Source organism: Actinoplanes sp. DH11 (genome assembly GCF_020873875.1).
In the GTDB taxonomy this organism is placed as follows: domain Bacteria; phylum Actinomycetota; class Actinomycetes; order Mycobacteriales; family Micromonosporaceae; genus Actinoplanes.
This window is the reverse complement of the sequence record NZ_JAHWGU010000021.1, coordinates 13,738-34,338: the sequence shown is the minus strand read 5'-3', so window position 1 is coordinate 34,338 and position 20,601 is coordinate 13,738. Positions and strand designations below refer to the sequence as shown.

General features: G+C 73.3%; 16 protein-coding genes and 1 pseudogene. 9 read left to right on the top strand and 8 right to left on the bottom strand.

What is annotated here, in order from left to right; translation table 11 throughout:
• Positions 1-146: 146 nt before the first annotated feature.
• The 8 genes from LPA41_RS27325 to LPA41_RS27290 form a co-directional block, all read right to left on the bottom strand.
• The gene (locus LPA41_RS27325; protein ID WP_229073760.1) at positions 147-1,580 is read right to left on the bottom strand and encodes an NAD(P)/FAD-dependent oxidoreductase; all 1,434 of its coding nucleotides are present in this window, start codon (positions 1,578-1,580) and stop codon (positions 147-149) included.
• Positions 1,581-1,640: 60 nt separating this feature from the next.
• On the bottom strand, positions 1,641-2,714 hold the full coding sequence (locus tag LPA41_RS27320; protein WP_229073759.1) for a glycosyltransferase family 2 protein: 1,074 nt from the start codon (positions 2,712-2,714) through the stop codon (positions 1,641-1,643).
• Positions 2,711-3,493: a carotenoid biosynthesis protein gene (locus tag LPA41_RS27315; protein ID WP_229073879.1), complete on the bottom strand. Its 783-nt coding sequence runs from the start codon at positions 3,491-3,493 to the stop codon at positions 2,711-2,713. The genes LPA41_RS27320 and LPA41_RS27315 overlap by 4 nt, the downstream gene beginning before the upstream one ends.
• Positions 3,490-4,056 carry an N-acetyltransferase gene (locus tag LPA41_RS27310; RefSeq protein WP_229073758.1) on the bottom strand — a complete coding sequence of 189 codons (567 nt, stop codon included), beginning with the start codon at positions 4,054-4,056 and terminating at the stop codon, positions 3,490-3,492. The genes LPA41_RS27315 and LPA41_RS27310 overlap by 4 nt, the downstream gene beginning before the upstream one ends.
• Positions 4,053-4,655, bottom strand: a complete 603-nt coding sequence (locus LPA41_RS27305) for a monooxygenase (protein WP_229073878.1) — start codon at positions 4,653-4,655, stop codon at positions 4,053-4,055. Before LPA41_RS27305 ends, LPA41_RS27310 begins: the two co-directional genes overlap by 4 nt.
• Before the next feature lie 79 nt (positions 4,656-4,734).
• Positions 4,735-5,205 carry a YbaK/EbsC family protein gene (locus LPA41_RS27300; protein WP_229073757.1) on the bottom strand — a complete coding sequence of 157 codons (471 nt, stop codon included), beginning with the start codon at positions 5,203-5,205 and terminating at the stop codon, positions 4,735-4,737.
• A gap of 13 nt (positions 5,206-5,218) precedes the next feature.
• The gene (locus LPA41_RS27295) at positions 5,219-6,028 is read right to left on the bottom strand and encodes an SDR family NAD(P)-dependent oxidoreductase (protein WP_229073756.1); all 810 of its coding nucleotides are present in this window, start codon (positions 6,026-6,028) and stop codon (positions 5,219-5,221) included.
• A 24-nt stretch (positions 6,029-6,052) separates the two neighbouring features.
• Positions 6,053-7,306: an MFS transporter gene (locus LPA41_RS27290; RefSeq protein ID WP_229073755.1), complete on the bottom strand. Its 1,254-nt coding sequence runs from the start codon at positions 7,304-7,306 to the stop codon at positions 6,053-6,055.
• A 67-nt stretch (positions 7,307-7,373) separates the two neighbouring features.
• On the opposite strand from LPA41_RS27290, the gene LPA41_RS27285 reads away from it, so the two are divergent.
• From LPA41_RS27285 to LPA41_RS27245, 9 genes and pseudogenes are all read left to right on the top strand, one after another.
• On the top strand, positions 7,374-8,441 hold the full coding sequence (locus tag LPA41_RS27285; RefSeq protein WP_229073754.1) for a helix-turn-helix domain-containing protein: 1,068 nt from the start codon (positions 7,374-7,376) through the stop codon (positions 8,439-8,441).
• Between the two features lie 418 nt (positions 8,442-8,859).
• Complete coding sequence (locus tag LPA41_RS27280; protein WP_229073753.1) at positions 8,860-9,360, top strand: SAV_6107 family HEPN domain-containing protein; 501 nt, start codon at positions 8,860-8,862, stop codon at positions 9,358-9,360.
• Positions 9,361-9,817: 457 nt separating this feature from the next.
• A pseudogene (locus LPA41_RS27275) lies at positions 9,818-10,540 on the top strand (hypothetical protein); the annotation flags it as partial.
• A 490-nt stretch (positions 10,541-11,030) separates the two neighbouring features.
• Complete coding sequence (locus LPA41_RS27270) at positions 11,031-12,881, top strand: DNA polymerase Y family protein (protein ID WP_229073752.1); 1,851 nt, start codon at positions 11,031-11,033, stop codon at positions 12,879-12,881.
• 100 nt (positions 12,882-12,981) lie between these two features.
• Positions 12,982-16,308, top strand: coding sequence for an error-prone DNA polymerase (locus LPA41_RS27265; protein WP_229073751.1), 3,327 nt, complete (start codon positions 12,982-12,984; stop codon positions 16,306-16,308).
• A 51-nt stretch (positions 16,309-16,359) separates the two neighbouring features.
• Positions 16,360-16,779: an SSI family serine proteinase inhibitor gene (locus LPA41_RS27260; RefSeq protein ID WP_229073750.1), complete on the top strand. Its 420-nt coding sequence runs from the start codon at positions 16,360-16,362 to the stop codon at positions 16,777-16,779.
• Between the two features lie 19 nt (positions 16,780-16,798).
• On the top strand, positions 16,799-17,542 hold the full coding sequence (locus LPA41_RS27255) for a methyltransferase domain-containing protein (RefSeq protein WP_229073749.1): 744 nt from the start codon (positions 16,799-16,801) through the stop codon (positions 17,540-17,542).
• Positions 17,539-18,717 carry an alkaline phosphatase family protein gene (locus tag LPA41_RS27250; RefSeq protein ID WP_229073748.1) on the top strand — a complete coding sequence of 393 codons (1,179 nt, stop codon included), beginning with the start codon at positions 17,539-17,541 and terminating at the stop codon, positions 18,715-18,717. Before LPA41_RS27255 ends, LPA41_RS27250 begins: the two co-directional genes overlap by 4 nt.
• Positions 18,718-18,961: 244 nt before the next feature.
• Positions 18,962-19,351, top strand: coding sequence for a DUF3040 domain-containing protein (locus tag LPA41_RS27245; RefSeq protein ID WP_229073747.1), 390 nt, complete (start codon positions 18,962-18,964; stop codon positions 19,349-19,351).
• The last annotated feature ends 1,250 nt before the right edge of the window (positions 19,352-20,601 follow it).

The following is a 20,601-nucleotide window of genomic DNA, read 5'->3' as shown; positions in this document are numbered from 1 at the left end:
ATCTGCTAGCGGTGCGAAATCGCGGTTTCAGGTCCATGATCACAGCGATTTCGTAGCGCCAGCAGATCAACATCTCGGCTGCCGACGAGCGGGGGACCCTTCATGAGCTGCTGCTCAAGGCGGCCGCCCTGCCGGCGGGGGTGAGGTCAGGCCGGGCCGATCCGGTCGGCGACGATCTGGGCGGACAGGGTGACCATGGGCAGGCCGCCGCCCGGGTGGGCCGACCCGCCCACCAGGAACAACCCGTCCACCGGCCCGCGGTTCGACGGCCGCAGCAGGCCGCCCGCGGTGCCGTAGATCGAGCCGCCCGGTGAGCTCGTCGCGTCGGCGAGGTCGGCGGGCGTGCGGACCTCGGTGAACTCCAGGCGGTCCCGCACGTCCAGGCCGCGGCGGGCCAGCACGTCCAGGATGTGCCGTCCGTAGGCGTCGGCCAGCCCCGGACGCCGCCAGTCCACAGCGGACCATGCGGTCCCGTGCCGGGGGGCGTTGACCAGCACGAACCAGGCCTCGCAGTCGGGTGGCCGGACGGCCGGGTCGGTGGCCCGGGTGACGAAGACGGCCGGGTCGTCCACCGGCCGGGCGCGCCGGGACGCCGAACCGAAGATCGCGTCGAACTCGGCGTCGTAGTTCTGCGGGAAGAACACGGTGTGATGCGCCAGCTGCGGTGTCTCGCCGCGCACCCCGAGCAGCAGCACGAACCCGCCGAGGCTGCGATCGGCGAGCCCGGTCAGCCGGCCCGGTGACGGCAGCAGGTCACGGTAGAGCACACCGGCATCCACGTTGGACACCACGACGTCGGCGGGGACGAACTCGCCGGACTCCAGGCGGACACCGCGTACCGCACGGTCCGCCTCGATGGCCGCGACGCCGGAGCGCAGCTCCACCCGTACCCCCGCATCGGTGCACCTGGCGTGCAGCGCGCCGGCGAGCGTGCCCAGCCCGCCCGGCAGGTACCACCCGCCGTGGGTGAGCTCGGCGTAGGGGATCGCGGCGAGTGCCGCGGGCGCGCGCCGCGGATCGGTGCCGGTGTAGGTCGCGTAGCGGTCCAGCAGCATCCGCAGCCGCCGGTCCCGCAGATAAGTGCGGCCCAGCGACCGCAACGACCGGCCCGGCGCGATCGCCGCGAGATCACCGACCCGCCAGGAGAGCCGGGCCAGCGACGCCGCGGTCACCGGGCGGCGCAGCACCGCATCCCAGGAGGCGCGCCAGATCCGCGCGGCCCGGCGCCAGAACCGGTCCCAGTCGGCCGCCGCATCCGGGCCCAGCGCGGCGCCGATCCGCTCCAGGAACACACTGTGCACACTTGACGAGTCGAGCACCGTCCGGTCCGGGAAGACGTGCCGCACCACCGGGTCCAGCGGTTCCGGCCGCAGATCCAGGTCCAGGTCGTCGAAGACCTGCGGCAGCGTGAGCAGGCTCGGCCCGGTGTCGAACCGGTAACCGTCCCGTTCGTGCACGGCCAGTTTCCCGCCCACGGTCGCCGCGCGCTCGTGCACCACCACGCGGTGTCCCGCGTCCGCCAGGCGCGCGGCGGCGGCAAGGCCGCCGACCCCGGCCCCGATCACCACGATGTCGCTCACCCCACCATGATCCGCTCTCGCCGGGCGGTTCGCCTTCCGGGTACGCCGTGAACGTCACCGTCAGACCGGACGGCCCCGCCAGGTGAGGGCGCCGCGGCGCCGCAGGCGGAACGAACGGGCCACCAGCCCGGCGAAGAGCACGACCGAGACCGGGTGCAGCAACGCGTCGGGGAGGACCCGGACGCCGGTCGCGGCTGCGCTGATCATGCGGCCGGTCACGCCGAGCAGATATCCGGCCACCGCCCACGGGCCCAGGGCGAACAGCAGGAGCGGCGGGGCCGCGTACAGCAGGAGCAGCACGCCCACGACGGCGGCCGCACCCGGCGCGGAGCCGAACGACGCCCAGAGCGACTTGCCGTACCCGTCGGCGAGTTCGGACCACGACTCGTACATCCGGCAGGTGGCCAGCCGGGACCCGTCGGCCAGGGCGATCCGCCCGCCGGAGCGTTTCACCGCGCGCGCCAGTCCGATGTCCTCGAGGATGTCGTCGCGGACGGCGGCGTGCCCACCGGCCCGGTGGTACCCGGCCCGGTCCACGACCAGCCACTGCCCACCGGCGGCGGCGAGCGACGGACGCGGCGACCGTTCCATCGCCCGCAGCGGCAAAAAAGTCAGCCACGACCACTGGAGCAGCGGCTGGACCAGGCGGCCCGCACCGGCGATGCGGGGGTACGGCGACAGCAGCGTCACCCCGGTCCGGCGCAGCAGATCCGTCGCACCAGCGATCGCGTCCGGCTCCAGCACCACGTCGGCGTCCACGAAGACCAGCACGTCCGCGTCGCCCGCCTCCTCGGCCAGCCGCCGGCAGGCACTGGGTTTGCCGAGCCAGCCGGGCGGCGGCGGAGTGCCGATGTGCAGCCGGACCCGGTCACCGGCGACCGCGCGCACCACGTCCGCGGTGCCGTCCGTGGAACCGTCGTCGAGCACGTGCACGGTCAGGTCCGGCACCCCGCGCTGGGCCAGCAACGACTCCAGGCAGGGGGTGACCCGGCCGGCCTCGTCCCGCAACGGCAGCAGCACCGCCACCCGTTCGGCGGTGCCGGCGGCCCGGCGCGGTCGGCGCAGCAGCAGCGCGTTGACCGCGGTGTGCGCGGTGAGCAGGACCAGCGGGACGACCAGCAACCAGCCGATCACGCCGGCGTCCCGGCCGGGTGCGGCCGGCCCGTCCGGGCCGACCGGCGCAGCGTCACCGCCAGCGGGAGGACCGCCGCGCCCATCAGCACGCCACCCCACACCGCCGACGCGGGCAGGCCGAGGAAGACGGCGTGGGCGAGGACCGAGGAGGCGTACGTCCAGAACCACAGTGCGTACATCGGTGCGTCACCGGCCGCCGGCGTGGTGGCTCTCGTCGCGATCGACATCGCCGTCATCAGCAGCAGTGCGAAACCCAGCCAGCCCAGGTAGTTGCCGATCGGGATGCCGGGCACCCCGGGCAGCGCCGGCACCGGGTCGTGCCAGCGCCAGTAACCCTCGGCGACCATCTGCGGGTCCAGGAACAGGTCCCACGTGGACAGACCGGCACCGGCCAGCAGGATCCGCCGCACCCGGCCGCCGGTCACCCGGACCGCCGCGAGCCACGCCGGCCAGGCCATCCAGGTCCAGGCCAGCGGGATGATCAGGGGTACGCCCAGAACTTTCGGCCCGAGTTCACCGGAGTAGTCGTACGTCCCGAACGGGAAACCCGTCGCGACTCCGACCGCCTCCACCGCGAACCCGCCCACCATCGCCGTGCCGATCAGCGCGGCCATCGCCCGCGGCCCCCGGGAGAGCAGCGCGTGCGTCACCGACAGCGCCACCCCGATCAGCACCGTCGCCACGGTGAGGCCGGCCCGGACGCCGCCCGACGTCAGCGGGTAACAGATCTGCGCGAGGACCAGGACACCCAGGAGCCACCAGGGCAGGTTCTTCTTCAGCTCGGCTCCCCGGTCCGCGCGTGCTCGGGCAGCGGCAACTCCCGGCCCAGGATGGCGAAGGCCCGCTCGTCACCGGGGAACCAGAAGTTGCGCAGCACGTCGGTGAACCCGAACCGCCGGTAGAGCCGCCACGCCCGGGACGCCTGCTCGTCGGCCTCCGGTGTGGACAGCAGGACGGTCCGGGCGTCGGACATCGCGAGCAGGGCGCGCAGCTGGCGGGCGCCGATCCCGTGCCCCTGCGCGGCCGGGCGGACGTGCAGCTCGACGACCTCGAAACAGCTCGGCAGCCAGTGCTGCCGGTCCGGTTCGGCGAGCGCGGACCGGACCTGGTCGTGCCACCACTGACCGGCGGTGGAGGTGTAGCCGTAGCCGAAACCGGCCAGCCGGCCCTCCGGGGTGAGCGTGGCGACCGCGCGGAAACCGGGCCGGCGCACGTGCGAGCCGATGTAGCCGCGCCGGGTCTGCAGCAGCTCCGGCCGGTAACCCATCGCCTCCCCGTAGACCGTGACCACGTCGTCGAGCCGGCGCAGCAGGTCGTCCGGCTGCCAAGCAACGAGCCTCATGCCTCGGTACGCTCCCATCCCATGACGGACCGGTCGCCACTGACGTCGAGCACCGCGAAACGGGCGAAGAGCTCCTCGGCGTACCAGCGGTCGGCCGGGGTACGGGCGATCACGGCGCGGTGCTGCGGCTGACGGTACGCGAACGCGGTGAGGTCCGTGGCGCTGCGCCACACGCTCACCGTGCCCTGCCAGCCGATCGGCGCCTCACCGATGCCGAAGCGGGCCAGCAGGCCGGGCGCGGCGGCCAGCTCGCTCACCACCGGCGGGACCGCCGTCCAGAACCGAACGGCCCGGGCCGGTCGCAGCCGGGCCCGGGTGATCGCCAGGATCGGCCCGCCGGCTTTGCGCCCGGTCGGCCGGAACGGCTCCGTGCCGGACCACCGGCCGCGGCTGACCAGCGGCTCCAGGTCGACGTGGGCCCGCGCGACGGCGATCCCGTCCCAGGCCGGGAACCGGACCGGGCGGTCACTGACGGAGACGGCGGCCCAGCGGGTCAGGTCGGTGTCGCCGGGGCCGAAGGTGCGGCCGGTGCCCGTACCCAAGAATTTGGCGAACCGGACACCGGGCAGATCGCGGCGTGCGAAAGCCATGCGCAGCATGGCGGAGCCGACGGCGCGGCGGGGGATCCGCCAGACGTGCAGGCGGACCAGATCGTCGGTCACCGCGCCACGTTACCCGCTAATTCACCTGGACCGGTGTGCCGGAGGTGACCCGGACCAGCTCCGGGTAGGTGATCGGGAACACCGACTGCGGCACGCCGGCCGCCGCCCAGACCACCGGGTACTGCTCGAGGGCGACGTCGACCAGGGTCCGGACCGGTTTCGGGTGGCCCACCGGGGCGACCCCGCCGATCGCCTGGCCGGTGTGCTCCCGGACGAACTCCGGCGTGGCCCGGCGCAGCTTGGCGACACCCACCAGGGCGGCCACCTTCGCGGTGTCGACCCGGTGCGCGCCCGAGGTGAGCACCAGCAGCGGCTCACCGTCCGCGTCGAAGATCAGCGAGTTGGCGATCTGGCCGACCTCGATCTCCAGGGCGGCGGCGGCCAGCGCCGCGGTGTGCACGGCGGAGTCCAGGATGACGATCTCGGCGGGAGCGCCGGCGCTCTCCAGCGCGTCCCGGACCGCTGTCACGTTGGGGTGGTTCTGCATTCGTCCTCTCCTCTTACTTCGTCGCCTCGGCGCTTCTCTCCCACAGCGCGGCGGCAAGTGCCTCGTCGCGGGCGTGCGGCGCCGGTGTGGCCGGGTTACGGCCCACGTAGTAGCCGCCCTGCACCAGCTCGGCCTTCGGCGCGGTGGCGAGCCAGACCAGCAGGTCACCGGCCTTCTCCGGGGTGACCAGGCCGGGCGCGTACTTGTAGAAGAACCGGGTCACCCGGCCCACGCCGAAGTTGGACCGCACCACACCCGGGTGGAACGACACGCTCGTGATGTCCGGCCAGCGGCGGGCCGCCTCGGCCGCGAAGAGGATGTTCGCGGTCTTGCTGGCCCCGTACGCCCGCCAGGAGCTGTAGCCACCCGGATCACCGGCCAGCCGCTCCGGGTCCGGCTTGCCCTGCATGTGCGCGCGGGACGCGGTGTTGACCACCCGGCCGCCGCGCAGCCGCTCCCGCAGCAGGGTGGTCAGCAGGAACGGCGCGAGGTGGTTGCCCTGGACCGTGGCCTCGAACCCGTCCGCCGTCCGCAGGTAACGCTCCACCATCCCGCCCGCGTTGTTCGCCAGCACGTCGATGGTGGGCAGCGTGGACAGCAGATGCTCGGCGAGCGCCCGGACCTCGTCGAACGACTCGAAGTCGGCGCGGAACCGGCCCGGCTCGCGCCCGCCGCCGGCGTCACGCACCTGGGCGACCGCGTCGGCCAGCCGCTCCGGGTTGCGGCCCACCAGGACGACGTCGTCGCCCATGCTCGCGAACTGCTTCGCGGCCGCCAGCCCGACACCCGAGCTGCCGCCGGTCACCACGATCGTCCGTCCCATTCTCGGCCTCCTTGTCGCCGCCCGTCATGGTCGCACGGTTTCCGCGGGGCTTCCGGTTTCGCGCTCGCCGCGCGGGATCGGCGTTTTCCGGCCACGTTGCCCGCTCCGGTCCGGGTCGTGCTGCTCTTTGCGCAGGGCCGGTGCCAGGGCGAGGGTGACGGCGATCGACGCGCACGCCATCGTCACGATGCCGGTGGCCGGTGAGGTGAACTCGGCGACCGCGCCGGCCAGCGCCGCGCACACCGCCTGCATGGTCAGCATGCCGGAGGTGTGCAGGCCGAACGCTTGCCCCTGCACGTCGGCCGGGGCGAGCGCCACCAGGCGTTCCTGGAGCAGCAGCGTCGAGCAGTAGCCGACCGAGGCGACCGCGACCGCGAGCGCCGCGATCGGCACCGGCGGGATGAGGGCGAAGAGCAGATACGGTACGCCCAGCAGCAGCCGCATGAAGGGTGCCAGCCGGACACGCCACGACGGCGGCAGGTAACGCCCGGCGAGCACGTCCCCGGCCAGCATGCCCACCGCCGACGCCGCCAGCAGCGCGCCGGCGCCCGCCGGGGAGTAGGGGACGAACAACGCCTCGCAGCCGACGATCAGGCCGTTCGGGATCCAGAGTCCGAGATAGATCGGCCGTACGCCCGGGATCGCCCACAAGCGACGGTTGACCCGCCACGTCTCACCCACCGAGGGCCGTCCCGCCGCGCGCGGCACGCGCCGGCTCAGACCGAGCCGCGCCACCGCGGCCGCCAGCAGGTGCAGGGCCGCGCCTGCCAGCAGGGCCCGGCCCGGCGAGAGCACCGCCACCAGCAGGCCACCCGTCGCGAAACCGACGATCTGCATGGTGCCGGTGGAGATGTTCAGTGCCGAGCGGCCCAGCAGGTACGCCTGCCGCGGCACGATCTCGGTGAGCAGCCCGATCCGGGCGCCGTTACCCACCGAACCGGTCAGACCCATGCCGAGCAGCACCACGAAGATCGCCCAGACCGGCACGCCGGGCACTGCCAGAACCGCCACGAGACCGGCATGGATCAGAGCCAGCCCACTGATCGTGGCGCGGGGCGGCAACCGGTCGGCGGCCGACATCAGCAGGGTCGCGCCGGCCAGCTGCGCGATCGACGGGCCGAACATGCTCAGGGCGGCGAGGAACGGTGACCCGGTGCGCTCGTGCACCCCGGCGGCCAGGGCCAGGCCGCTGAGGGTGCGCGCCGCGTTCTGGACGCACGACGTGGTGAACAGGGCGGTGAACTCGCGCGACCGGAAAAGCTCACGGTAGGTCTGCATGGCGGAAGTCTTCGAGGTGACAGGTGCCGGGCGTTAATGTTTCGCGCACCGGCGAAAGGTGGACGCGATGGGCTGGTGGCTCGTGGACGCCGACACGCTCGCCGGCAGCCGGTTCGTCCGGTCACCGCTGGCCGAGACCCTCGCCGGGCTGATCATGCTGCACAAACACGCCGTGCGGCTGCCGGGGGAGCGGGAGTTCCTGCGGGCGCACTCGGCGGCGTACCGGCAGCGGCTCGCCGCCGACCCGGTGGACGCCCGGCTGGTCGACGCCGTGCTCCGGCCCCGGTGGATCGCCAACTTCGCGTCCCCCGCGCCGCCGCCGGTGGAGTCGTCGTTCGAGGCGGAGGTGGCAGCGGTCCGGGCAACGCCGCCGGCTGTGGTGCTCGCCGATCTCGCGGACGGGCTGGCGTTCTCCGGGTCCGCGGTGCCGCACGCTGCCGGCCCCTCCGGTCCCTGCCCTTCCGGCCCGCGTCCCTCTGGCCGGCACTCCTCCCGCGGCAGCGTTTCTGGCCTCTCCCTGCTTTCGGATCTATCTGGAATGCCTGACTTGGGACCGCGGATGGCGGATCTGCTGACCTGGGTGTGGCGGCACACCGTGGAACCCGACTGGGCGCGCCGCGGCCGGGTCGTCGAGGCGGACATCCTGGCCCGTACCCGGCAGCTCAGCCTCGGCGGATGGGCCGCCGCCCTCGACCGGATGCGGGAGGGGATGCGCTGGCTCGGTGAGGGGCGGTTGCAGATCAACGCCTTCGATCATCCGCCCCGGGACATCTCGGGGACGCAGCTCGTGCTCGTACCGGTGACCATGACCCGGGGGTGGGTGGCGCAGGAGGACGGGCGGCACGCGGTGGTCTACCGGTGCTCGGGGCTGCTCGCCGACACCGGCGCGGTCGCGGCCGGCGCGCTGGAACGGCTGCTCGGTGCCGGGCGGGCGCGGGTGCTCGTGGAACTCGACCCGCCGAAGAGCACCACGCAGCTGGTGGCGGTCACCGGACTCGGCCTGGGGTCGGTGGGGCGGCACCTGAAGGTGCTGCTGGAGGCGGGGCTGGTGCTGCGGCGGCGGGCCGGGCGAAATGTGCTGTACGCGCGAACGGCCGCCGGGAATGCCGTGGTGGAGGCGTCCCTCCTGCGGTGAGCCTCGCTCGAGTCGATCATCCGTACGAAAAAGTGCCCGTGAGCCGCCCGGGAAGGTTGCCATTCTGTCGTACGTGAGTGCTAGTCTCTGCGGTAGTTAGAACGGATGTTCGAAAGAGCGTTCGCTCTGACCCGGGAGCGTGTTTCGCGGCTCGCCTCCCGGGTGTGGCGCCCGCGAAGCGCCGCACCAGCGATCCGGGTTTTCGCGGGCCCGGGTCCGCACATGGCAGGCCGTCGCTCGCCGCCCCCGACCCCCGGTGGCGGGCGACGGACCCGCCGGCGGTGCCGGCCGGGTGTGGTGTGGGGAAGCTCCGCACCCGGCCCGGCGTACCGCCACTCGTGTCACCCCGCTGCGTCTTCCTCCGCGGCACTCGGTTCGACCATTACGTCGGATGCGGAACAGGCGAGGAGAAACGACCATGGCGAGCACTACTGCCCCGGGGCTCCGGCCGGCTCCCGGTCCGGCGCAGGCGTCCGGCGCGGCCCAGGCGGAGACGCCCGCGATCCCGGCGCACATGCTGCCGCACCGCTCCTCGGCCCAGTTGCTGTCGATCGCCCGCGCGGGCTTGATCGAGGCCACACACACGACTCCCGACGGCCTCCGTTACGCGGCCGCCCACCTCGCCGCCCTGCGCGCCGCCGCCGCCGTCCTCGCGGCCCGCGCCCGCCCGGCACCGGCGTCCAGCCGTCGAGCCCGAGCGACAAGCGTCTGGTCACTGCTCGTCCTGGTGGCCCCCGAGTTCAGCGACTGGGCCGGCTACTTCGCCCTGGGCGCCGGCAAACGCGCCGCCGCCGAGGCCGGCATCCCACGAGTGGTGACCGCCCGCGAGGCCGACGACCTGCTGCGCGCCGCCGAGCAGTTCGTCGCCGTGGCCGAGGCCTCGCTGGGCATGACCTACCAGCCTCCGCTGGCGGCGTGACGCGGCCCCCTGCGGCCGCGCGTCCCCACCCGCCAGGCGTCCCACGACCGGGCCGCGCGGCTGGGCCAGATCTACGCGGCTGGGTTGGGTCTACGCGGCTGGCCCGGGTCCACGCGGGCTGGATCGCACGGGCGGACAGCTTTCGGCGAAACAGCCTTTCGGGCGGACTTCGGAGCGTGCGTCGCAGGTGGTTCCCGCCGGCGGGCTTTCGAGGGGCTTCCAGGGTGGGTGGTCCGGGTCCTTTCAGCTCCGGCTTCGGCTCGGCAATCGGGCCGTTGTCCTCCGGCCGACCGCCAGGCTTCGGAACCGGAGTTGGCTGGCGAGTTCTTCTCCAGTGATGAGTGACCGGGTGAGTGCCGCCGGGCCGGTGGTGCCGCCGGGGTCGGGGGGTCGGTGAACTTCGGCTCGCGTGCCGTCCGGTCGTGAGCCGCAGGAGCAACACAGAGCGAGGCATGACGTGGCGGGGCGCATGATCAGCAGTGCGGCCGCCCTGGCGGGGATGGTCCGGGTGGCTACCGGGACCGACGAGGCCGGGGCGCACCGGATGCTGCCGGTCGCGCCCGAGTTGAGCGGACTGCTGCCCGGGCGGGGGCTGCGCCGGGGGAGCACGGTGTCCGTGGACGCCGGGCAGACGGCGCCGGCCGGTGGCGGTACCTCGCTGATGCTGGCCCTGCTCGCCGCCGCCTCCCGGTCCGGTTCCTGGTGCGCGGTCGTCGGCCTGCCCACGCTGGGTGCGCTCGCCGCCGAGGAGAGCGGCATCGCCCTCGACCGGCTCGCCCTGGTGCCGAACCCCGGCCCCGACTGGCCCACCGTGGTCGCCGCCCTGATCGACGGCGTGGACGTCGTGGTCACGGCGGTCCCCGGCCCGGTCTCCACATCGATCACCGGCCGGTTGGCGGCACGGGCGCGGCAGCGCGGCAGCGTGCTCGTCCCGTTCGGCGACTGGACCGGCGCCGACGTGACCCTGCGCGTCGACCACGGTCGATGGGACGGCCTCGGTCGCGGCCGGGGGCGGCTGCGGCGCCGCGAGGTGACCGTCATGGCCCACGGCCGGGGCGCGGCTGCCCGCCCCCGGGAGATCACCATGTGGATGCCGGGCATCACGGTGCGCTCCGCCGTGATCCCCCCGATCCGTTCGACCGCGCCGGGCGCGACCGCGCCGGGCTCGACCGCGCCGGGCGCGACCGCGTCGGGCTCGACCGCGCTGGGCGCGGCCGCGCTGGGTACGACCGCGCCGGTTTCGGCTGGGGTGCCGGCTGCGGTGGCCGCGTCGGTTTCCGCTGGGGCGCCGGCTTTCGGGCATACCGGGCGGCCGATCCTCGTGCCCGCCGGGGAAGCCGTTGATGGAGGTGCGCCTGCCGCCGTGGTGCGGCCCGGTGGTGGGGGACCGGTGCCGGCGGAACGGGCTGCCGGGCTGGCGTCCGTGCCCGACAAAGGAACCGCTGCCGGGGGATCCGCGCCGGTGGAGCGGGGTTTGGCGGCGACCGGATCGGTGCCGTCCGCCCGGGGGCCTGCGGCGGAGAGTTCGGGTGGGCGGTTGCGGCTGGTCGCCGAACTCGGGTCTGTGCCGGAGGGGGCCTGATGAGCGCCTGGCCGGGTGCGTTGCCGGCGGTTGCCGCGGTGGAGTTCGCCGGGATGCCGGTGGCCGGGGTTCTGCTGGAGGGGGTCTAGTGGAGGCGGGTCTGCGGACGTTGCTGGTCTGGTGCCCGGACTGGCCGGTGGTGGCCGCCGAGATTGTGGACGGGGTGCCGGCTGAGGAGCCGGTTGCGGTGCTTGCGGCCAACCGGGTGCTGGCGTGTTCCGAAGCGGCTCGGCGGGATGGGGTGCGGCGGGGGTTGCGGCGGCGGGAAGCGCAAAGCCGGTGTCCGCAACTGATCGTGGTGGAGCATGATCCGGGGCGGGATGCTCGGGCGTTCGAGCCGGTGGTGGCGGCGATTGAGGACGTGGTTGCCGGTGTCGAGGTCGTCCGGCCTGGCGCGTGTGCGGTGGCGGCGCGCGGTCCGGCCCGGTACTTCGGCGGTGAGGAGGCCGCGGCCGAGCGGATCGTCGAGCAGGTGGCCCAGGCGTGTGCCGTGGAATGCCAGGTCGGGATCGCCGACGGGGTGTTCGCGGCGGGGATTGCGGCACGCACGGGACTGGTTGTGGAGGTCGGCGGGACACGGGACTTTCTGTCCGCCGTACCCGTCTCGGCTTTGGAGAAGCCTGACCTGACCGACCTGCTGAATCGGCTCGGGGTGAAGACGCTCGGCGAGTTCGCGGCGTTGCCGGGGAGTGACGTGCTCACCCGGTTCGGGTTCGAGGGGGCCCTGGCGCATCGGCTGGCGTCCGGTTCCGATCATCGACCGCTGGCGGTTCGGCAGCCGCCGCTGGATGTGGCGGTCGAGGAGAGTTACGACGAGCCGCTGGAACGGGTGGACGTGGCGGCGTTCGCCGGGCGGGCGCTCGCCGAGCGGTTGCACGAACGGCTGGCCGCGCATGGGCTGGCCTGTACCCGGCTGGGGATCGAGGCGATCACCGCGGACGGCCAGGAACTGCACCGGACGTGGCGGCACGACGGCACGCTCACCGCCGCCGCGATCGCCGAGCGGGTGCGCTGGCAGCTCGACGGCTGGCTGACCGGTGCCCGGCGCGGCGGCCCGGCCCGGCCCACCGCGGGGCTGGTGCGGTTGCGGCTGGTGCCGGACGGCGTGCTGGTCCACGTCGGACTTCAGCCCGGCCTGTGGGGGGAGACCGGCGCGGAGCGGGACCGCGCGCACCGGGCCTTCAGCCGCGTGCAGGGGCTGCTCGGCCCGGACTCGGTGGTCACGATGGTGCTGGGTGGGGGGCGGTCGGCGGACGATCAGGTACGGCTGGTGCCGTGGGGCGACGAGCGCGAGCAGTCCCGCCCGGCTGCGGCGCTCCGCGAACCGATCCCGGGCATCGCGACGGTGCCGCTGGAGAGCCGGACGGCCACGGTCTCCCACCTGCGGCCGATCCCGCAGTTCCCGGAGGGGGCGGCGCGGGAGGAGCCGCAGATTCCGCAGTTCCCGGCGGGCGAGGCAGGGGAGAGGCCGCAGATCCCGGCGAGCGAGGTGCGGGAGGGGTCGCAGAGTCAGCAGGAGCCGCCGAGGGCGGAAGCGCCGGAGAAGCCCGTCACGATGATCGAGTTGCACCGTGGCCGGCCGAAGCGCGCCACCCGGGGCAAGCCCGCCCTGCCGCCCTGGCCGGGCCGCCTGCCCCGGCCGTCGCCGGCGATCGTCCTCCAGCACCCGATGCCCGCGACGGTGCGTGACGAACGCGGCGAGCCGGTGGGTGTCAGCGCCCGCCTGGAACTGACCGGAGCCCCGGCGACCATCGCCATCGAGAAACGTCCGCCGGCCGGGATCACCGGCTGGGCCGGGCCGTGGCCGGTGGACGAGCGCTGGTGGGCGCCGGAGGAGGCCCGCCGCCGGGCCCGGTTCCAGGTGACCCTCGAGGACGGCCGGGCGTTGCTGCTGTCGCTGGCGCAGGGCCGCTGGCAGGTGGACGCGATCTATGACTGACCACGCGATCTATGACTGACGACGCGATCTATGACTGACCACGCGATCCGTGACTGATTACGCGATCCATGACTGAGCAGAGAAGCGGATCGGAGAGCTGATGGGCTTCCACAACCCGGAGATGCCCTGGTCGCAGCTGGAGCGATCACTCAGTGGCGGGGGCCCGCCGGTTGTCGACCCGCTCGCGATCGACGGCGACGGCGGGGATTCACCCGCCTGGAGCCGCAAGCGCGAGCCGTACCGTGCGGCGCCCGGCCTGGTCCGGGAAGAGAACACCACGGCGTACGCGGAACTGCACTGCCACACCAACTTCAGCTTCCTGGACGGCGCCAGCCACCCTGAGGAACTGGCCGAGGAGGCGGCCCGGCTGGGTCTGACCGGACTGGCCGTGACCGATCACGACGGCTTCTACGGCGTGGTCCGGTTCTCCCAGGCGGCGCGCGAGCTGGACCTGCCGACGATCTTCGGGGCGGAGTTGTCGCTGGGGCTGACCCGGCCGCAGAACGGCGAACCCGATCCGGCGGGCGCTCACCTGCTGACGCTGGCGCACGGCCACGAGGGTTATGCCCGGCTGGCCCGGGTGATCTCGCAGTCGCAGCTGGCCGGTGGGGAGAAGGGCAAACCGGAGTACGGCAGCCTGGAGCAGGTCGCCGAGGTGCTCAAGGACCACGTGCTGGTGCTGACCGGCTGTCGTAAGGGCCCGGTCCCGCTGGCCCTGGCGACCGGCGGTGTGGAGGCGGCGGCGTACGAGCTGGACCGGCTCGTGGACCTCTTCGGCGCCCCGAACGTGGCAGTAGAACTGACCGACCACGCCGACCCCTGCGACGGTGACCGCAACGACGTCCTGTTCGACCTGGCCCGGAGCCGCCGGCTGGAGGTGGTGGCGACCGGGAACGTGCACTACGCGACGCCGTCCCGTCGCCGGATCGCGACCGCCCTGGCCGCGGTCCGGGCCCGGCGCAGCCTGGACGACATGGACGGCTGGCTGCCCGCGGCCGGGGTGGCCCATCTGCGCAGCGGTGCCGAGATGGCCCGCCGTTTCGCGGACTACCCGGGTGCCGTGGCGAACGCCGCGATGTACGGCGAGGACCTCGCCTTCAGCCTCGACCTGGTGGCGCCGCGCCTGCCGGACTATCCGGTGCCGCCGGGGCACACCGAGATGAGCTGGCTGCGCGAGCTGACCATGCGCGGCGCCCGGCAGCGGTACGGCGGTCACCACCCGAAGGCGTACGCGCAGCTGGAGTACGAACTTCGCATGATCGAGGAGCTGGGGTTTCCCGGGTACTTCCTGGTCGTCTACGACATCGTGGACTTCTGCCGGCGCGAGAAGATCTACTGCCAGGGCCGCGGGTCGGCGGCCAACTCCGCGGTCTGTTACGCGCTGTGGATCACCAATGTGGACGCGGTGCACTACAACCTGCTGTTCGAGCGGTTCCTCGCGCCGGAACGGGACGGCCCGCCGGACATCGACGTCGACATCGAGTCCGACCGCCGTGAGGAGGTCATCCAGCACGTCTACACCAAGTACGGCCGGGAGCACACCGCCCAGGTCGCGAACGTGATCTCGTACCGGCCGCGGTCGGCGGTGCGCGACATGGCCCGGGCGTTCGGTTTCTCGCCGGGCCAGCAGGACGCGTGGAGCAAGCAGATCGACCGCTGGGGTGACGTGGCGGCCGCCGAGGACATCCCGGAACACGTCGTCGCGGCCGCCAACGAGGTGCAGAACTTCCCCCGGCACCTGGGCATCCACTCCGGCGGCATGGTGATCTGCGACCGGCCGATCATCGAGGTCTGCCCGGTGGAGTGGGGCCGGATGCCGGGCCGCACGGTGCTGCAGTGGGACAAGGACGACTGTGCCGCCGTCGACCTGGTCAAGTTCGACCTGCTCGGCCTCGGGATGTTGTCGGCGCTGCACTACGCGTACGACATGATTGAGGACGAACTGGACATCGCCACGATGCCGCTCGACGACGGCGAGGTCTACGAGATGCTCTGCCGGGCGGACTCGGTCGGCGTCTTCCAGGTGGAGAGCCGCGCCCAGATGGCCACCCTGCCCCGGCTCAAGCCGCGGGAGTTCTACGACCTGGTGATCGAGGTGGCCCTCATCCGCCCGGGACCGATTCAGGGCGGTTCGGTCCACCCGTACATCAGGCGCAAGAACGGTCTGGAGCCGCCCGCCGTGCCGCATCCCCTGATGGAGAACGCGCTGGCCAAGACCTTGGGCGTGCCACTCTTCCAGGAACAGTTGATGCAACTCGCGATCGACGTGGCCGGCTTCGACCCGTCCGAAGCTGATCAGTTGCGGCGGGCGATGGGCGCGAAGCGGTCGGTGGAGCGGATGGAGAGGATCAAAAAGCGACTGTACGACGGGATGGCCGGTAACGGGATCACCGGCGAGCTGGCCGACGACCTGTTCCACAAGCTCGCCTCGTTCGCCAGTTACGGCTTCCCGGAGAGCCACGCGATGAGTTTCGCCTACCTGGTGTACGCGAGCGCGTGGCTGAAGCGGTACCACCCGGCGGCGTTCTGCGCGGCGTTGCTCAACGCGCAGCCGATGGGCTTCTACTCACCGCAGTCCCTGGTGGACGACGCGCGGCGGCACGGTGTCGAGGTGCGCCGGCCGGACATCAACCGCAGTGCGGCGGCGGCGACGCTGGAGACGACGCCGGAGACCCGGCGAAAGGCCGCGGCCGGGGAGCCTCCGCACGCGTGGGGACTGCGCGGCCCGGCGGTGCGTCAGGGCCTGTCCAGCATTCGCACGATCGGGGCCGAGCTCGCCGGAAGGATCGAGAAGGAGCGCCAGGAGCATGGTCCTTATCGGTCGATGACGGATCTCGCACGGCGTACCGGATGCTCCGCCGCCCACCTGGAGGCGCTCGCCACCGCCGACGCCTTCGCGAGTTTCGGGCTGTCCCGCCGGGAGGCGCTCTGGGCCGCCGGCGCGGCCGCCCAGGACAAGCCGGACCGGCTGCCCGGCACGGTGACAGGTGTCGAGGCGCCGATGCTGCCCGGGATGAGTGAGGTGGACGTGCTGGTCGCCGACGTCTGGGCGACCGGGTTGTCGCCGGAGACGCATCCGGCCCGGTTTCTCCGCGAGCAGTTCGAGGCGGCCGGCGCGCTCCCGGTGGACCGGCTGGGCGAGGTGCCGGCGGGCACCCGGATCCGGGTCGGCGGGATCGTCACGCACCGGCAGCGGCCGGCCACGGCGGGCGGGGTGACGTTCGTGAACCTGGAGGACGAGACCGGGATGCTCAACGTGACGTGTTCGCCGGGGCTCTGGCTGCGGTACCGGCGGGTGGCCCGGAGCAGCACGGCGCTGCTGGTCCGGGGGCGGCTGGAGAAGGTGGAGGGGGTGCTGAACCTGGTCGCGGACCGGCTGGAGTCGGTGACACCGCCGGTGACACCGGCATCCCGCGATTTCAGGTGATTCGCACCTTTCGCGGAGTAGGGTGCACTCCGACGATGCCGGGGGTACACCATGATCCGTACACTGCTCGCTCTGACCGCGACCGGAGCCGCTCTCCTGGCCCCGGCAGCACCCGCCACCGCCGTCGGCGGTGGCCCCGCACCACGCCCCGCGCCCCGCGCGGTCGCCGAACCCGGGGCCGACCTGACGCTCAGTTACACGGCCGAGGCCGGCTACGCGACGGCTGTCAAACTGACCTGCGACCCGGTCGGCGGCGGCCACCCCGAAGGCGCGGCGGCCTGCGCCACGCTGCGCCGGATCGACGCCGACCCGGCACGGCTCGAAGGCGGCGACCGGATGTGCATCCTGCTCTACCAGCCGGTGACCGCCCAGCTGAAAGGCGTCTGGCAGGGGCGGGACGTGCGGTGGGAGCACACCTACGGCAACACCTGCGAGATGAACCGGGCAACGGGCGTCCTGTTCCAGTTCTGATGGTCGCTAGGCTGCCGGAGTGGAAACTTCTGCGCGCACCGGGCGGCCGGCCGCGACGGCCCGGACCGCCGCCGTCTGGGCCGTTCTCCGCCGCGAGCTGGACCGGCAGGGCGGCCGCGAGCTGACCGTCCTCGACGTCGGCGGCGGCACCGGCGGGTTCGCCGTGCCGCTCGCCGAGGCCGGGCACACCGTCACCGTGATCGACGCCAGCCCCGACGCCCTCGCCGCGCTGACCCGCCGGGCCAGTGACGCGGGCGTCGCCGGCCGGATCCGGGCCGTGCAGGGCGACGGCGACGCCCTCGCCTCCCTCGTCGAACCGGCCGCCGCCGACCTGATCCTCTGCCACGCCGTGCTCGAGGTCGTCGACGACCCGGAGCGGGTCACCTCGGCGATCGCGGCAGCACTCCGGCCCGGCGGCGCGCTCAGCCTGCTCGTCGCCGGCCGGGCCGCGGCCATCCTCGGCCGGGCCGTCAACGGCCACCTGGGTGCGGCCGCCGCGCTGGTCACCGACCCGGCGGGCCGGGCCGGGCCGCGCGACACCCTGCTGCGCCGGTTCGACGCGGAGAGCGCGACAGCGTTGCTGACGGCCGCGGGGCTCACGGTCGAGGAGACCCATGGCGTACGGGTGGTGGCCGACCTGCTGCCCGCCGCCGTCCTGGAGAACGACCCGCAGGCCGTGCTCGACCTCGAACTGGCCCTGAGCGCCCGGCCGCCGTTCCGGGACATCGCCTCCCAGCTGCACCTGTTCGCCCGCCGGTCATGAACGTCCCCGAGGACGGCCTGCACCCGGACGCACTGCGGATCATCCCGCCGGCCTACGGGACGGGCAGCCTCGCCGACCTGCTGCCCAGCGTGTCGGCGCTGCTCGGCGTGCCCGGCACCACCGACGTCCTCGGGCTGACCGACCGGCTCGACGGCGTCGACAAGGTCGCCGTGCTGCTGGTGGACGGGCTCGGGGCGTACCAGTTGCCGCTCGTCGCGAAGCACGCGCCGGTCCTCGCCGATCTCGCCGCCGGGGGTCGTGGCCACGCCGGCACGCTCACCGCCGGTTTCCCGTCGACCACCCCGGTCAGCCTGGTCACGCTCGGTGCCGGGGTGCCGCCGGGCGCGCACGGCGTCCTCGGGTTCACGGTGCGCCGCCCCAACGGCCGGGTGCTCACCCACATCGCCTGGGGTGACGACCCGGACCCGCGCGCCTGGCAGCCGGTGCCGACCCGCCTGGAACTCGCCGCGGCCGCCGGGGTGCAGGTCACCGTGGTCAGCCGCAGCGCCTTCGAAGGCAGCGGGCTCAGCCTCGCCGCCAACCGCGGCGGAACCTACGTCGGCGCCGACGACGGCGCGGCCGTCGCCGACGGGATGCTGGCGGCGCTGCGCGCGGCGACCGGCCCCGCCCTGGTCTACGGCTACCACCCCGACCTCGACCACTTCGGCCACGAGGACGGCATCGACGCACCGACCTGGCAGGCCGCCGCCCGCGACGTCGACCGCATCCTCGACCGGATCGTGCACGGCCTGCCACCGGGCGCCGCCCTGCTCGTCGTCGCCGACCACGGCCAGCTGAACGTGCCGGCCGCCGGGCGCTACGACATGGCGGAGATCCCCGCGCTGAGCGACGGGGTGGTCGCGGTGGCGGGCGAGCCCCGGGTGCGTTATCTGTACGCCGCCGACGGCGCCCAGGCCGACGTCCTCGGCAACTGGCGTGGCGTGCTCGGCGCCGACGCCCGCGTGCTGACCAGGGACGACGCGATCGCCGAAGGCTGGTTCGGTCCGGTGCCGGCCGAGCACGCCGGGCGGATCGGGGACGTGGTGGTGCTCTGCCAGGGCCGGGCCGTGGCGGTCGCCTCCGGCTGGGAGCCGGCCAAGGCGGGACAGCTCGTCGCGTACCACGGCTCGGCCACCGCGGCCGAGATGACCGTCCCGTTACTGATCGTCCGATAGGCGTCCGCGGGCGGTCCGTGCTGGTGCGTGGGCCCCTCGGATCGCGTACAGCCGGTCTTTTGGGACGAACCAATCTTGCGGGCACGGAAAATCACCCGCACTCGGCGGTCGTCCGGCTTTCCGACCCGCCAAGCCGCTCGTAGACTTGCGTGATAAGGCAGCCGACGGCTGCCCCGTTTCACCACACCTGCACCACTGCCGACCCCGGAGCTCGGGGTCGGACATGCGCCCGGGGAGGAATGCCGTGCCGCTCTCGGAGCACGAGCAGCGGCTGTTCGATCAGATCGAGCGGTCGCTTGCCGAGGACCCCAAGTTCGCCTCGGCTGTGCGGGCCAGCGACCCGCGTTTCCACGCACGGCGCCGGCTCCTCATCGCCGCGTTCGTGATCGTCCTTGGTCTGGGCCTCGTCGTCTACGGGACGGTGAGCCAGACGACGTGGCTCGGCGTCGCCGGATTCGTCGTCATGCTCGGCTCAGCGGCCTTCGCGATGCAATCGCGGCGCCGCAGCCAGGCCCCCGACCTGAAATCGGTCGGCGGCACCGCAACTCGGCGTACGCGGTCGGGAGGTCGCCGGGGCGGCCTGATCGACCGGCTCGAGGACCGGTGGCGCCAGCGGCCGGAGGGACATCGCTAAGCCGGCTCTCGACGAACGGCGGCCCTTCGCAGGCCGCCTTCGTCGTGTTTCCGCGTCTGTATCCGGGGCCTGCTTTCCCAGGCCGTCTTCCGCTGCCTTTCAGGGCGCCTCCAGCTTCCTTTTTGGCATTTCCTTCTCGGGCGCGCCCGAGCGCGATCCTCTGCGGCTGGCTCTCCACCTGCCCCTGCCCCTGCCGCGCGTGGTTGATCTTCGGTGCTGCGGCTTACGGGAACGCTTTCTCTGAAAGCCCCCGGAGTGGCCACCACATGACGCCATAACTCCCACGCCGCCCGCCACCGCGCCCGCCGGCCCAGGTTCCCCGCCGCGCCGCTCACTGTGCCTCGCCGGCGCCGCCTGCCCGCCCACCGCGCCGGGGCCGCCCATCGCGCCGGGGCCGCTCATCGTGCCGGGGCCGCTCATCGTGCCGGGGCTGCCCATCGCGCCGGGGCCGCTCATCGTGCCGGGGCCCCCACCGTGCCGTGCCCCGCGCCCGAACCGGCGCTGCCCACCGTGCCGTGCCGTGCAGCCCAGCCGATGGTCTTGGCGCCCGTGTTGCGGCTTATCACTGCTGCGGAGCCAGGGTCGAGGAGTTCCTCCGTGGTGCAAGTGCCTTACCGCCCTTTTCTACACGAACCCGGTGATCCGGTGCGCGGAAGCGACAGCCGCTTGGCGCCGCCTCGTTGGTCCGGCACCGCGTGGATGTCCGTGAGTGTGGACCCTCCGCGCTCCGTGGCGACGGCTGCGTTTCGGTGCTCAGTGGCGCGGTCTTCACGTTTGGATGCGGCGTTCGCCTCACCGCTCCGGATGGGGCGGCGTGAGTCTCCGCTCGGTGCCTCGGGTCATCGACCAGTGAGTGCGGCATCATCCGCATTGTCGTCATCGAGGTCGGCGGGCCGGCTGTCGCTGGTGGTTGTTTCGGAGTGGTTGGGGCGACCGTGAGTGACAGCCGGCGAGGGCTGGCTGTCGCTGGTGGTCGTTTCTGAGTGGTTGGAGGGGGCGTGAGTGACAGCTGGCGGGTTCGGCTGTCGCTGGTGGTTGTTTCTGAGTGGTTGAAGCGACCGTGAGTGACAGCCGGGCAGAGTTCGTCGCACGGGCGGCGGCCGGCCCGCCGGATCCGGTGAACAGCGGCCGCGAATGCCTGAGGGTTGCCCGCGCCGCGGAAGTCCGGATGCGGCGCGTCGTGAGGGTCGTCCGCTCGGAAGGTTGGCTTTCGGCGCGTCGTGGTCGCTGGTTGCTGCGCGGTCGGCCGT